This window comes from Dehalobacter sp. (genome assembly GCA_023667845.1).
In the GTDB taxonomy this organism is placed as follows: domain Bacteria; phylum Bacillota; class Desulfitobacteriia; order Desulfitobacteriales; family Syntrophobotulaceae; genus Dehalobacter.
Window position 1 is genome coordinate 1 of the sequence record JAMPIU010000095.1, and the last position, 14,952, is coordinate 14,952.

The 14,952-nt window shown below is 43.2% G+C and carries 14 protein-coding genes; 13 read left to right on the plus strand and 1 reads right to left on the minus strand.

The genetic code is table 11. From position 1 onward, the window contains the following. Nucleotides 1–258, plus strand: a 258-nt coding sequence (locus NC238_06710; protein ID MCM1565629.1) for a uroporphyrinogen decarboxylase, incomplete at its 5' end; no start/stop codon positions are given. A 35-nt stretch (nucleotides 259–293) separates the two neighbouring features. Continuing rightward, nucleotides 294–440, plus strand: coding sequence for a hypothetical protein (locus tag NC238_06715; GenBank protein MCM1565630.1), 147 nt, complete (start codon nucleotides 294–296; stop codon nucleotides 438–440). Between the two features lie 327 nt (nucleotides 441–767). On the opposite strand, the gene NC238_06720 is transcribed toward NC238_06715, so the two are convergent. Then, the gene (locus tag NC238_06720) at nucleotides 768–1,001 is read right to left on the minus strand and encodes a hypothetical protein (protein MCM1565631.1); all 234 of its coding nucleotides are present in this window, start codon (nucleotides 999–1,001) and stop codon (nucleotides 768–770) included. A gap of 506 nt (nucleotides 1,002–1,507) precedes the next feature. On the opposite strand from NC238_06720, the gene NC238_06725 reads away from it, so the two are divergent. From NC238_06725 to nuoF, 11 genes are all read left to right on the plus strand, one after another. After that, nucleotides 1,508–2,431, plus strand: coding sequence for a TIGR01777 family oxidoreductase (locus tag NC238_06725; GenBank protein ID MCM1565632.1), 924 nt, complete (start codon nucleotides 1,508–1,510; stop codon nucleotides 2,429–2,431). Between the two features lie 391 nt (nucleotides 2,432–2,822). After that, nucleotides 2,823–3,512 carry a nitroreductase family protein gene (locus NC238_06730; GenBank protein ID MCM1565633.1) on the plus strand — a complete coding sequence of 230 codons (690 nt, stop codon included), beginning with the start codon at nucleotides 2,823–2,825 and terminating at the stop codon, nucleotides 3,510–3,512. 608 nt (nucleotides 3,513–4,120) lie between these two features. Next, nucleotides 4,121–4,909, plus strand: a complete 789-nt coding sequence (locus NC238_06735; GenBank protein ID MCM1565634.1) for a DUF3102 domain-containing protein — start codon at nucleotides 4,121–4,123, stop codon at nucleotides 4,907–4,909. 213 nt (nucleotides 4,910–5,122) lie between these two features. Further along, nucleotides 5,123–5,608 (plus strand): hypothetical protein, encoded by a 486-nt coding sequence (locus NC238_06740; protein ID MCM1565635.1) that lies wholly within the window; start codon nucleotides 5,123–5,125, stop codon nucleotides 5,606–5,608. A gap of 42 nt (nucleotides 5,609–5,650) precedes the next feature. Continuing rightward, entirely contained in the window at nucleotides 5,651–5,965 is a 315-nt protein-coding gene (locus NC238_06745) for a TfoX/Sxy family protein (GenBank protein MCM1565636.1), read from the plus strand. 26 nt (nucleotides 5,966–5,991) lie between these two features. Further along, entirely contained in the window at nucleotides 5,992–6,837 is an 846-nt protein-coding gene (locus NC238_06750; GenBank protein ID MCM1565637.1) for an undecaprenyl-diphosphate phosphatase, read from the plus strand. Between the two features lie 600 nt (nucleotides 6,838–7,437). After that, a complete protein-coding gene (proC, locus tag NC238_06755) occupies nucleotides 7,438–8,238 on the plus strand; it encodes a pyrroline-5-carboxylate reductase (GenBank protein MCM1565638.1) in 801 nt (266 codons plus the stop codon). Further along, nucleotides 8,239–9,354, plus strand: coding sequence for a glutamate 5-kinase (proB, locus tag NC238_06760; GenBank protein ID MCM1565639.1), 1,116 nt, complete (start codon nucleotides 8,239–8,241; stop codon nucleotides 9,352–9,354). 136 nt (nucleotides 9,355–9,490) lie between these two features. Continuing rightward, entirely contained in the window at nucleotides 9,491–10,744 is a 1,254-nt protein-coding gene (locus NC238_06765) for a glutamate-5-semialdehyde dehydrogenase (GenBank protein ID MCM1565640.1), read from the plus strand. Nucleotides 10,745–11,325: 581 nt separating this feature from the next. Beyond that, nucleotides 11,326–11,835, plus strand: coding sequence for an NADH-quinone oxidoreductase subunit NuoE (gene nuoE / locus NC238_06770; protein MCM1565641.1), 510 nt, complete (start codon nucleotides 11,326–11,328; stop codon nucleotides 11,833–11,835). 26 nt (nucleotides 11,836–11,861) lie between these two features. After that, nucleotides 11,862–14,948 carry an NADH-quinone oxidoreductase subunit NuoF gene (nuoF, locus tag NC238_06775; protein MCM1565642.1) on the plus strand — a complete coding sequence of 1,029 codons (3,087 nt, stop codon included), beginning with the start codon at nucleotides 11,862–11,864 and terminating at the stop codon, nucleotides 14,946–14,948. Nucleotides 14,949–14,952 lie beyond the last annotated feature (4 nt).

Genomic DNA, 14,952 nt, shown 5'->3' on the forward strand with positions numbered 1-14,952 from the left:
TTCGAACATGGAGATCCTAAAGAACTTAAACAGAAGCTTGGAAATACCATGTGTATACTAGGGCTTTTTCCGGTAACGTTGTTACAATATGGTACGAAGGAAGAATGTATTACTAAAGCGAAAGAATTATTGGATGATCTGGCTCCTGGCGGAGGATATATTTTCTCTACCGATAAGGAACTTCTTTCGGCGGCTGATGGCAAGGCGGAAAACATTATTGCAGTAAACAAGTTTGTCATGGAGTACGGTATTTATTAAGGAGTATGGTATTTATTAATAGGAGGTGTTTTAGGGTGGAAGAACAAAAATTGTTGATCTCTTGGAGTGATATCGTTAAACAACATCCGGAGCTCGCAGATAAAGATCCTGCGATGGGTATGAATTGGGATATCGGGCAGGAAATGATTTTCGCTTATGTAACTTTCCTGGCGCTCTTTTAAACAAAGAGAATAAGGAAGACTAATTTAAAGAGACCGTAACGATGTTGATCGTTACGGTCTCTTGATTTTGGGAACTAAAACGCCTTAGAGCCATTGACAATTGCTTCACTTTGTGAGAAGTAAAGATTTAGTTAAGCTTTTTATTGGCCTTATAAGGTCCTCATTTTTCCTTTTTGGCTGCTGACGTTAATTATACCAAGCGAGCTCAATTTCGGGACTTTAACGAGAACTTCAAGACGTTCGATGTTTAGGATTATTACTGGCCTAGGGAGGAATTGAGAAGCATCTTCTTCAAGAGGAAACTTTGCAAACCAGACATCACCATTATTAATAGTCATTATTTTTAAGGTCTTTGTACATCTCATCCCATTCTGTCTCGGTAAGCCAGGTATCATCTTTTGGGATTACAGTAAGACCGGATTTATTAATTCTGGTATTAGATTTGGCAATCTTATCAATAACATCTTTATTTTTAATTATGAAGTCAGTAAAGACTGTGTCCTCTTTTTTTTGAGGTATTGGCATATTATCCATCTCCTCACGATTATACTTCTTATCCATGTCATACCATCCCTAACAAGTTATTTTCAATAAATATTATATCCATTTTTTAGAATATAGAAGGTTATTGTCGGATGTGCATGGAATTAATTGTAATTATCTGGAGATGGACACTACACATAACACGGGATTTACGCAACTTTATTAATATGAATGTGTTATGACGCTACGTAAATCCCTGAATGTTAGTGCGCCAAGCAAAGCTTGGTACTTCTTGCAAGGTGAGAGTCCTTGCTGGGCAAGGTCTAGCCAACTACCCATATCGCGTGTTGCGCCAAAACTGGCAACAGCAAGGTGAAGCGTATACAGAGAACCATATAGGCTACAGGGAGAACCGTAACTCCTGAAGTGTCAGAAGCAACTTAGATTTGAGTTTTGAGCTGGATTACGGAAGCGAATACTCTTGAAGAGCCCGGTGCGATAATTCCGCACGCCGGGATTCTGTGCGGGGGGTGTCGGGTAACCGGCATCTCTACTGTGACGACGACATTCCGGAGGTATGAAATATGAATGTTTTGATTATTGGTGGAACAGGTTTTTTAGGAAGGAACTTAACCAAGGAGTTAATGTCTAGTGGTTATAAAGTATCTGTTATAACAAGAAATCGGCAATTCACAGCAGACAAAGTTGAAAATAATGTTGATCTAATAGAGTGGGATAATATTTCTCCGCTATCTTCAATTTATGATTTTAAGGAATTTGATGTAGTTATTAATTTTGCAGGAGAATCAATCGGTAACCATCGTTGGTCCAATTTAGTTAAGCAAGAGATATTGAATAGTAGGATAAATACTACTCGTTCCATTGTTAACGCTATAAACGATGGGACTATGAATCCAAAAGTTCTAATAAACGCTTCAGCTGTAGGATACTATGGGCCTCGTCAGGATGATAAGATAGCCGAGAGTGAAGGTCCTGGACAGGATTTTCTTGCGGAAGTTTGCAAGAAATGGGAAGATGAAGCTTACAAGGTCCAAAATGAATTTACACGAGTCGTTACTATTCGTATTGGGGTAGTATTGGGTAGCCAAGGTGCTCTTACAAGAATGGTTATACCCTTTAAATATTACATCGGTGGTCCATTAGGTAAAGGAAATCAGTGGCTTCCGTGGATTTACATTCAAGATCTAATCAGGATGTTTAGATTTATAATCGAACATGATGAGGTTACTGGTCCTGTAAATGGAACAGCACCAGAACCAGTAAGAATGAAAGGCTTTTCAAAGATTTTAGGAGAAGTCTTAAAGAGACCATCATGGTTTCCAGTTCCCGAATTTGTATTGAAAATCGCATTAGGCCAAATGTCTGAAATGTTATTACATGGTCAAAGGGCTATTCCCCAAAAAATTAGTGATATTGGTTTCGAGTTTAAATTTCCTGATTTAAGGTCTGCTCTAGAGGATGCTTTGAGGAATCGGAACGTTGTCTAACACGGCATTACCTCAACTTTGCCAATATGCATGCGGTTGGGACGCTGCGGGAATGCCTGAACGGTATCTACAATCCTAGTATATTTGTTTTTTATCTGGGCTATATGAATGATTTTGTTAATTACTGCACAATGAATGCTTGCCCGGCGGAAATGCAAAACGTTAGATGTATTCCCATGCGAGTTGCCTCCGCGACATCGTGTCGCTAAGAAAATCTATGGAGGATAAAATGATTTCAATCAATTTCGAGAAATGTAAACATTGTACTGTTTGTATCAATCGTTTTAAAGGTTATTGCATCAGTAATGAGAACGGTAATCCTAAAATTGATTATATGATATGTAACCAATGTCAAAAGTGTATTGCTATTTGTCCTCATCAGGCAATATTGATGAATGGCAAACAACCGATAAAGATTGAGGAACCTCTTAGAATTGTTGCAGATGATTTAAAAGAATTTTTAAAACGAAGGAGATCTATAAAAAAATTTAAAGATTGCAAAATACCCAGAGAAGTTTTATTGGAAATAGCTTCTGTTGCAAAGTATGCTCCTAATCAGAATAAGAATATTGAAATAATTATTATTGATGATCTTGAATTAATTAATAAAATTGACAGATCAGCATTGAAATTTGTTTTGCGATTATATAATATATTTTTTTCTATGAAATTCCTGACCAGCTTTATTCAATTGTTTTCAGACTCTTTGCCGACTATAAAAAAGAAAATGGAATTTGATTTACATATTAATAAACATGTTGTTAAAGAAAATACACAGGGATTGTACTTATTAATTGGGAATCCTAAGGTTCCTGTTACTGAGAGTAGTGCTCAATATCTATTATCAACGATGATCATATATGCAGAGGCCTTGGGAATCGGTAGTTGCTTAATGGATTCCCTCAAATTATCAATAAATAGAGCCCTGGCTATAAAAAATGCATTAAGAATTCCAAAAGGCAACAAAGTTCTTGGGGTACTTGCCGTAGGGTATTCAAATGAATGTATAGTTAATATTCCACAAGGATATGAGATTAATACTAGTTGGAACAGGAAAAATACCGAAACTATTGTAGAATAATACATAATATTTTGGTTTTTGCCCGTGCAAATTACCATCATTTACGGAAGCTGCCAGCGCAAAACTAATATAGACATATGTACCTTAATTATCTCAAACTAACCTTCCTTTTTCCTTTCAGAGAAACATAATAAAAATAAAAAACGAGCTCCTTAATTTTTAATCAGGAACTCGTTTTCACTCACTTAAGGTTTGGCTATATGAAATTAGCATCATTTTTCATCACGCCCCTTTTTAGGAGATTTTTTTGAGGACATTCTTTGACTCAGAAGCTTTTAAAGATTCAAGCCCAACTGAAGCGAGAATTTCTTCAATTATATTAATTTCTTTCTTGCTCAAATGCACACCTCCTTTCATAAAACCTAATGATACCATAGAATATAAAATTTGACAAGGTAAATTTATTTACCAGACCTTTATTTGCCAGAGAAGTTAAATGAGCGTTAAATGAAATTGATCGCAAGGGCCGCGCCGTCCTGGAGCAAAAAAGTGACCTCCAGCTCCCCAATTTTGGAAGGCGATTTTGATAGGTTTATACTCAAGCCTTCACCATCTGAAGCCCGTCTACGTATGCTGTAATTAAAGCTACCAAAAAGGCGGGAATCAAAATGAATGAACCAATCACTGAACGTACGCCACTTGTCATCGCGGCTGAGATTAATAGGATCAAACAACAGACTAGTAAAATCATGCTTACCAATGCCATTGAAGTCGGCAGGCGCCTGAAGGAGGCCAAGGCCCTGCTCCCGCATGGAGAATGGAGAACATGGCTGGTCGAATCGGTGAGCTATTCCCAGCGCACAGCCAACAGACTAATGCAGCTCTTTGAAGAATATGGAGATAAACTGTTCGCTTCCGCCGATGACGGGGGGAACTTAAATTCGTCAGCGCTGACGAATTTAACCTACTATCAGGCCCTCCTTCTTCTGGGGATTCCGGAAGACGAGCGGGAGAAATTTATCCTGCAGCATGATGTTAAAGATATGACCACCCGGGAGCTGGATCAGGCTCTCAAACAACGGAACCAAACCACTCCGGAGAAAGAGCAGGCTCAAGTCACGCCCATACCAAATAATCCTCAGGATATCAAAATAGAATATATAACCGTCAAAAAAACCGACAAACCAAAAAGTGGGCCAACAACTGCAGCCCCCTCAACCTTTACCACGAAGTATGAAGAAAAATGCGCCGCTTGCTGCAAAACTATCGCCGATACATTCTACGAACTGCTGACAGCGCTTGGCCAACTGGCCAGACTTGATCCGGCGGTGAAGGAAAAATGCAGTAAAGACGCGAGTCGGCTTGCAGAAAATATGGTCGAAAGGCTTAAAGAGTGGCCACCTGTTATCAAGACGAATATGAAGGTTGAGACGTACGCCATCCATGAAAGGTGGTAGAATCGCCAACACCTTTATCCGGGAGTCGGCTTTGGCCTGCTTCATCACCGGATAGGCATTACCGGACCGTAACGAAATAACAGCTGGAACACCTTTGATTGTGTTCCGGCTGTTTCCATATACCAATATTTATGATTATTAGTAGGAAATGATTCAGATATGTCGAAATAATAAATCGGATAAAGGGAGGTATTTATTATAGCTTATAAAAAAGTGAAAAAAGAATTAATTAGCTTATGTATTGGAGAAATAGTGGCTTCTCTTACATTTATACTTGCACTTATTTCGGTTAAGAATAATACAAACGTGAATATAGATGTGGTTATTATGTACCCTTTCTGTGTATTATTATTTATTTTATTTCAAGGAAGTTATTATTGGTTTTATCGCTTGAAAATGATAACAGGCAAAAAGGTAAATAAAAACGGATTCAGAAGAACATATAGGCTTTTGAAAATTATTGATTTAATTCTTATTCTATTGTATCCAGTGATAATCATTTTGGGATTCGCTTATGACGATGTAGTATTCACAAAATTCTCAACATTGATAGGAATATTTATTTATCTTTTTGGTATCGCAGAAATTATAAATTATTTTTATGTAAGATTGTCATATCGTAAAGCCAAAGATATAGTAGCTTTATTAAAGTTAAAGAATTTAAAGAAATCAAGCCTTAATAGCGAATTAAATAAGTAACAACGTCCCCGTCTTGTATATCTAATTCACTCGTAAGTAAGGATACACTATTATTTCTATACAACACTACTGAATATCGGTACTTCAGTTGAACAACAATTAAATGAAGTTGGCATAAGAACAATTAAACAATGGCTTGAAGCTGGTAGTAAGCAAGCTTGGCTGAGAATAAAAGAAATGGATGACTCTGCATGTATAAATAGGTTATATGCTTTAGAAGGTGCAATACAGGGAATTAGATGGTATGATCTTTCAGAAGCTATGAAAGGTGAGTTAAAGGAGTTTTATAACCTAAGGTTGACAGACAGCCTGTACAAGTGCCAAAATAGACCAGGCAAGAAAAAAGGGAATACATAGATCAAAATGACAGATAAGGAGACCGTATGGGAACAATTCAATTTATTATTCAATCCATTATTTTAGGTATCGTAGAAGGGATCACGGAGTTCCTGCCGGTCTCATCGACGGGCCATTTAATTATTTTTCAAAAGCTAATCGGGTTTCAGGGGACCAATCCGCATTATGTAGAGATGTATACCTATGTGATCCAGCTTGGAGCGATTTTGGCGGTCATTGTACTCTATTGGAAGAAGATCAAACAGACGCTGGTGGATTTCTTCCCGTCAAGAGTCGGCTACCAGGAATCCGGACTGAAATTCTGGCTGATGATTGTGCTGGCGTGTATTCCAGGTGCTACGATTGGAATTTTATTTGACGATACCGCGGAAAAATACCTGTTTTCCCCGATTCCTGTGGCGATAACACTTTTCCTCGGTGCAATCTTGATGATCTACGCCGAGAATAGGCTTAGAAAAAATGCACCGGTCGGACGGGACTTGAATGTTTCCCCAAGACAGGCGGTTATGATCGGATTATTTCAATGTTTGGCGGTTATTCCGGGGATGTCCCGTTCAGCATCGACGATTATCGGCGGGTGGGTAGCCGGGCTGCCGACGGTGGCCGCCACGGAATTTTCGTTCTTCCTGGCGATTCCGGTGATGATTGGGATGAGCCTGCTGAAGGTTGTTAAAATTGGCGGTCTGGCTATTCTCACTTCGCAGGAAATCTTGTCTTTGGCTGTCGGCTTCATTGTATCCTTCCTGGTTGCAGTCATCGTTATCCAGAAATTCATTTCGTATTTACAAAGAAAACCGATGCGGATTTTTGCGATCTACAGAATGATATTTGCCGCGTTCGTACTGGCAGCCGGGGCAGCTGGTTTATTCTAAATCAGCTCGTTTTATCCGAATACCAGTCCTGAAGTTTATCAGACTTTCAAACATTCAGCCAGCCTTTTGGGACATTCGTCATCGAATATTCAGGTTGTTTCCGGATATTTTTTGTGCTAGAATAAATTACAATTGGAAAATTAAAACTGATGATCAACCCAGTATGTTAACGGGTCATACAGAGAGGGGAACGATGTACACGTTTGTACAAAGCTGGAAGTTCTCTTGATAGTTAACAGAAACCCAGTTGTGAAGTGAGAATGAATAATCCTACGGCTGTCTCACCGTTATCTGAGCTTGAAGCGGCGTATTCGCAATTAAGGTGGTACCGCGGAAGATATACTTCTTTCGTCCTTAGATGGACAGAGAAGTATTTATTTTTTCTGCAGCAAGTTTTTTCGCTGAACAATTAATATTTACTCGTAGACGGATTCGTAGATTCCGCTAACACCACAAATTTAGTCATCGTAATGGATGGCTAGCGTCAAGAGGAGCATGGATGCGAGCGATTATTTAATTTACGAATCAGTCTACAAAATGATCAAAAATAGTTTGCAAAATATGATTGCAAAAATGATGAATAGGATGGGGTGTATTAACATGCAGACAATCGGATTTATCGGAACAGGCAATCTGGCATCTTCCGTGATCAAGGGGTTATCCCGGCAGGATACGGACTTCCGGATTATGGCCTATGACGTATTTCAGGAGAAAGCGGAACTCCTGGCCAAAACGTATGGTGTTGCGTATGCCTCTTTCGCCGAAACCATTCAGGGATCAGATGTTATATTTCTGGCGGTAAAGCCTAAAGATATCAAAGGTCTTCTTGACCAGCTCGCTCAGTTCAATCTTACAGGAAAACTTATTATTACGGTAGTGGCAGGAATAGGGCTGTCTGTTTACGAGCAGGCGCTTCCGGGCATTGCCGTGGTAAGGGTCATGCCCAACACGTCCAGTGCGGTTCTGCAGGCTGTATCCGGGTTGGCCAGAGGACGCTGTGTCACGGACGGACAGGCAAAAACGGCTGAGGCTATCTTTGCTGTTTTGGGAAAATTCCTGTGGATTGACGACAGTAAAATGAATGCGCTGACTGCCGTCAGCGGCAGTGGCCCGGCCTATTTCTATTTCTTAACGGAACTGATGGCTCTGGCCGGTGAAAAGCTTGGCCTGACGAGAGACGAAGCTGAATTTCTGGCCGCAGAAACCATGGTCGGTGCAGGGAAAATGCTTGCGGAGAGCGGCAAAACTTCGCTGGAATTAAGAGAAGCTGTTACATCGCCGAACGGAACGACCTACGCGGCGCTGGAGAGCTTCCGGCAAGCCGGGCTGGCAGATATCGTCTATCAGGCTATGGAGGCCTGTGCCAAACGGGCTGAAGAGATGGAAGGAGAGTATGTTTGAATGAATACCCTGAAAAGGGCGGTTTTAAAAATAGGCAGTAACAGCTTAAGCCTTGCGGAAGGCGGCATTGATGAAACGGTCATCGATCAACTGGCCGGGGTCATTGCTGAGCTGAGAAAGCAGGGGACAGATTGCATCCTGGTTACCTCCGGCGCTGTTGCTGCCGGGATGGCCAAGATGAAGCTGAAGGAACGTCCAAAGGATATTGTCGGCAAGCAGGCCACAGCGGCTGTCGGGCAGGGAATATTAATCGAAAGGTATTCGTACTATTTTGACAAATATGGGATGAGCTGTGCCCAGGTTCTTCTTTCCCGGATCGACTTGGTTGAAGCCGAACATTACCGGAATGCCAAGAATACCTTGGAGAAACTATTGAACTTCGGAGTTGTTCCGATCATCAATGAAAACGATACCGTGGTCTTCGAAGAATTATGCTTCGGGGATAATGACAGGTTATCCGCGCTGGTGGCAGGAATGGTCAATGCAGATTTGCTGGTCCTGCTGACAGATGTCGACGGTCTGTTTACAGCCAATCCAGTGTATAACCGGGAGGCTGTACTGGTTCCGAAAGTAGAGAATGTGGCAGAGGCAAAAAATCTGGCCGACGGCACAGGGTCTGCGGTTGGGACCGGAGGCATGGTCACCAAATTAAAGGCTGCTGAAATGGCAACCCGGTTCGGGACGCCGACCTTTCTGATGAATGCGTCAAGAATTGCCCAGATCAAAGACATTGCCGAAGGGAACTATCCGTTAGGGACCTATTTCCCGCCGTTGAAGCATAAGCTTAATGGAAAAAAACGCTGGATGGCTTATGCAGCGTTATCGATGGGCACGGTTATCATTGACGCTGGTGCCGAAAAGGCCCTGCTTCATGACGGCAAGAGCCTGCTCGCTTCCGGAGTAACCGGGATCGAAGGATTTTGGGAGCGCAAAGATCTGATTAAAATAGTGAATAACCGCGGAGAAGAAATTGCCCGTGGTATTACAGAATTCAGCAGTGAAGAAACTGAAAAGGTCAAAGGATTCCACTCTGAGGAGATACGCAGGCTGATCCCGGAAATTAAAGCAGAGGAACTGGTTCACAGGGATAACCTGACGATTACGCAGGAATACTGATCAAAAAAGTCAAATGATTCATTGGGCATCGGCAAAAGAAGTAATCTTGGATAGCAATGTAATGAAATATATGAGATATTGAATAAAAGAGATATCGAATAGAATGTACGGGAGATTGACAGGAGGTTGTTGAAATATGGATTTTGCTGAAGACCTTATCATGATTGGCCAGCGGGCCAAAAATGCGGCACGCAAACTGGCTTTCACTGGCACGGAAACAAAGAATAAAGCCTTACTCGCAATGGCCCAGGCGCTTCTTGACAACGAGGATGCAATTCTGGAAGCCAATGTGCTGGATGTTGCGGCAGCAGAGAAAAAAGGACTTAAAAAAAGCTTGATCAACCGTCTTCGTCTTAGCAGCGCCGGGATTTCAGATATCAGCAATGCGATCAAGGAAGTGGTCGGGCTGCCCGACCCTGTCGGCGGCGGAGAACTGTGGAAAAGGCCGAACGGTCTGGTTATTCAGAAGACGATGGTTCCGCTCGGTGTCGTGGCGATGATTTATGAAGCCCGGCCGAATGTGACGGTGGACGCAGCGGTGCTGTGTTTAAAATCCGGCAATGCCTGCATCTTACGCGGAGGCTCGGAAGCGATTGAAAGCAATAAAGTACTGGCCAGGGTGATCGCTGAAGCCGCTGAACAGAGTGGAATTCCGGAAGGTGCGATTCAGCTTATACCGAAGACGGATAGAGAGTATGCCCTGCAGCTGATGCGCATGAATAAATATATCGATGTGATCATTCCGCGGGGCGGGGCAGGACTGATTCACACAGTGGTTGAAAATTCCACCGTTCCGGTGATTGAGACGGGTACAGGGGTCTGTCATGCTTATGTTGATCTCGATGCTGATTATGAAAAGGCAGTATCGGTAGTCTTTAACGCCAAAACTCAGAAACCCGGCGTCTGCAATGCGCTGGAAACATTGCTCGTTCATGAGGCGGTGGCGGAAGAGTACCTGCCGATGATTGGAAGAAAATTTAAAGCGTACGGTGTTGAGATCCGCGGCTGTGAAAGAGTCAGAAAGATTTTGGATTATGCTATTCCGGCAACGGAAGAAGATTGGTCGACGGAGTACCTTGATTTGATCATCAGCGTTAAGGTCGTCAACAGTATCGACGAAGCGCTGGACCATATTTACACGTATAGCACGAAGCATTCTGAGACGATCATTACCGAAAACTACACGGCCTCCCAGCGTTTTTTAAATGAAATTGATGCGGCCGCGGTTTATGTTAACACTTCAACGCGTTTTACCGATGGCGGAAGATTCGGTTTTGGTGCTGAAATCGGCATTAGCACGCAGAAGCTGCATGCCCGCGGTCCGATGGCTTTGCCGGAACTGACGACGATCAAATATATTGTTTATGGAAACGGCCATATTGTGGAATAGGCTTGATGCTGGATTTGTGGCACGCATACCAAATAGGGAGTAATATAAATAGATGTTTTCAAGTTCTGGTATGAATGCTTATAGATTTCTTCGCGCATCTTTGTGTTGCGGTGAAATCTGGCGGGTGCTATAATTTTTCAAGAGATATTCTATATTCATTCTGGTGAATATTTAGGATTTCGAAGTAAATATTGAGGTTGTTTTTGATATATTCGTGTTATCGCTGTATACTTTTTACTCTGTACCGGACCGGCTTTGGGATATTTCTTTTTGCCCATTTTGATGATCCGTGCGTGAAAGGTATGAGACCTTGAACGATTCCTTTGGATGGTTAGCACAGTGTGTTAATACCATAGATAAGTTTCTATAAGGGGGCGATATTTTTTATTCTTTAGTTTGTGATCGTTAGTACTTGGAACAAATTTGAATGGATATATTAAAAGTTATACGTATATTTTGATATATCTAGACCGCCAAAGGCTCGACGCCAACCAAGTTTTCTTTAAAATGTAGGGAGGGATTCTTTTTTTGGGACACTGGTTGTGAATTTGAACACAAAAAGTTACCTAAGGAGGTAAAAAATGAGCAACAAAGTTGAAAATTGTCAATGTTGCTGTAGCGAAGAAACTGACCAACAAAAATTGGACATGATTGCTGAAGTGATCGAAAAATACAAGAATAGAGAAGGAAGCCTGATTCAAGTTCTTCATATGGCTCAGAATATTTATGGATATTTGCCTCTGGAAATCCAGAGATTTATTGCAGAAAGTTTGAACAAGCCTTTGTCGGAGGTATCGGGCGTTGTTACTTTTTACTCTTTCTTTTCGACCCAGCCCAGAGGAAAGCACATTATCCGTGTTTGCCTTGGTACGGCTTGCTACGTAAGGGGCGGCAAGAAAATTATCGACCGTCTGGAACAGATCCTGGACATAGAAGTTGGCGGAACAACGCAAGACAGGCTCTTCACTTTTGAGGTAGCCCGTTGTATCGGTGCCTGCGGACTGGCTCCAGCCATGATGATTGACGATGTCGTGTATAAGCAGGTTAACCCGGATAAGCTTGATAGTATCCTGAATAAATATAGAAATTAGGGTAGGCTGGAGGTGAAATAAAGCGCATGAAAGTCAATAGTGTTGCTGATTTGGATCAAATTAAAAAGGAATACAGTGAAAAACTGTCAAAGTATAATTATCAAATCCTTGTATGCGGAGGCGCAGGTTGTGTATCCTCCAACTGCGGTGAAGTATCCGCTGCGCTTGTGAAATATCTGGAAGAATACGAGCTTCAGGACAAGGTTGCAGTTAGTGAAACAGGCTGTATGGGGACTTGTGCGGTCGGTCCTGTCCTTCTTATTCTACCTGATGAAACTTTTTATACGGATGTTAATCCCGAAAAAATGGCCGAGATCGTAAAATCTCACATTATCAACGGTACGGTGCTGGAAAAGTATACATTTTACGATCAGACGCTTGGCAAACACGTTCCCAATATTAAGGATATTGATTTTTTCAAAGACCAGGTCAAAATTGCGCTCAGAAACTGCGGTCAGATCGAATACGCTTCCATTGACGCTTATATTGCCAAAGACGGCTATTATGCGATTGCCAAAGCTGTGGGTGGCATGAAGCAGCAGGATGTTGTCGATGAAGTTAAAAAGTCCGGCATCAGAGGCCGCGGCGGTGCAGGGTTCCCTACAGGCATCAAATGGGAAGCTGGAATGAAATCAACGAGCGATCAGAAATTCATGGTCTGCAATGCTGACGAAGGAGACCCTGGTGCGTTCATGGACAGAAGCGTCATCGAAGGTGACCCGCACAGTGTCATTGAAGGGATGATGCTCGGTGGTTATGCGATTGGTGCAAGCATGGGCTATGTCTATATCCGCGCGGAGTATCCGATTGCCGTTGAACGTCTGGGTGCCGCGATTGAAGAAGCCCGCGAGTGCGGCCTGCTCGGAGCGAAACTGTTTGGTTCGGATTTTGAGTTTAACCTGGAAATCCGGATTGGCGCAGGCGCTTTTGTCTGCGGTGAAGAAACATCTTTGATGGCTTCGATCGAAGGCAAACGCGGGGAACCCAAACAAAAACCACCGTTCCCGTTCGAACGCGGCTTGTTTGGCAAACCGACCATTATCAACAACGTAGAAACCTTAGCATGCATTCCTCCGATCATTCTGAAGGGTTCGCACTGGTATTCGCAGTTTGGCACTGAAAAGAGCAAAGGCACCAAGGTCTTCGCACTGGCCGGAGATATCGTCAATACCGGTATCGTCGAAGTCCCGATGGGCATGAGCCTTGGCAATATTTTGTTCAATATTGGTGGGGGCATTCCCGGAGGTAAAAACTTCAAGGCTGCCCAGGCCGGAGGCCCTTCCGGCGGCTGTATAACAAAGGAATATCTGAATACGCCGATGGATTATGAAAATATCAGCAAAATCGGTGCCATTATGGGATCCGGCGGACTGGTCGTCATGAATGAGGATACCTGTATGGTCGATACCGCCAGGTACTTCATGGATTTCATCCAGGATGAGTCCTGCGGAAAATGCGTTCCTTGCCGTGTGGGAACCAAAAGAATGCTCGAGATCCTGGAACGCATTACCAAGGGAGAAGGCCAGGAAGGCGATATCGAACTTCTCGAAGAGCTCGGCGCTCAGATCAAAGAAACCGCAATGTGCGGTTTGGGTCAGACGGCTCCCAATCCGGTCTTAAGCACCATCCGGTATTTCCGTGACGAATACGAAGAGCATATCAAGAACAAATACTGCCGCGCCGGCGTATGTTCGGATTTATTCCTTTCGCCGTGTGAGAATGCCTGCCCGGCAAGCGTCAATGTACCCGGATATATGGGCTTGATCTCGGCAGGAAGATATATCGATGCTTACAACCTTATCAGACAGGAAAATCCGTTTCCGGCTATTTGCGGAAGAATTTGCACGCACCCGTGCGAAAGCAAATGCCGCAGGGCGCAGCTGGACGAAGCGATCTCGATTTCCGATCTGAAACGGTTCGTGGCGGATTATGCGTTCAAGCATGAGGAAGAATCCACGAAAGACATTGTCTTTCCGAAAAACGGCAAGAGCGTCGGCATTATTGGCGCAGGTCCTTCAGGCTTGACTTGCGGCTATTACCTGGCAAGACTTGGCTATGAGGTCGATGTTTATGAAGCAGCACCTGTGGCCGGAGGCCTACTTGCATTTGGTATTCCGGAATACAGGCTGCCCAAAGACGTGCTCAAGCATGAAATCAAACTGATTGAGCAAGTCGGCGTCAAGATCCATCTGAATACCGAAGTAGGCAATGACGTCAGCTTCGCCGGGCTGCGCAAAAAACATCATTCCATTTATATTGCAACAGGAACCCAGCTGTCCAACAAGATCAATATCCCGGGCGAAGACCTCGAAGGGGTTGTTCACGGCTTGAATTTCCTGCGCAATGTGAACCTCGGACAGGATGTGAAGATCGGTGAAACCGTGGCGATTATCGGCGGCGGCAATACTGCGATTGATGCAGCTAGAACGGCTTTAAGGTTAGGCGCTAAGAAAGTCAATGTTTTGTATAGAAGAACTATCCAAGATATGCCTGCTGATGCCAGAGAAATCTGCGATATGATTGAAGAAGGCATTGAGATTATTCCGCTGGTTGCCCCGACCCGTTTTATTGGCAAAGACAAAATCGAAGCAATTGAATGCGTCAGAATGAAGGTGAGCGGCTTTGATTCTGCCGGCAGAAGAAAACCAAAAATTGAAGAAGGATCCACTTTCACCCTGAAGGTCGATATGGTCATCCCGGCGGTCAGCCAGTCTTCGGATCTGCCGTTTGTCGGAATGGATGATGTTGAATTAACAGAGTGGGGAACTTTTATTACGGATAAAGACACCTTGATGACCACGATGGATGGCGTATTTGCCGGCGGTGACGTTGCCAGAGGTTCCGATGTCGCAATCACGGCAATTGCAGACGGTAAGAAAGCTGCATCTTCCATTGACCTCTACCTGGGTGGCAAAGGCGTACTGAATAAAGGCGAAAAGATCGAAATTCCTGCGCCGGCAGATCAGGACGAACTCGTTGAGCATGCCAGATTCCCAATGGAAGTTCTTGACCCTGAAAAGAGAAAAGACTGCTTCTGCGAGGTGGCTCAAGGGTACCACAAGCTCAATGCAATTGCAGAATCTATGCGCTGTTTACGCTGTGACAGGAGGTAGGGTA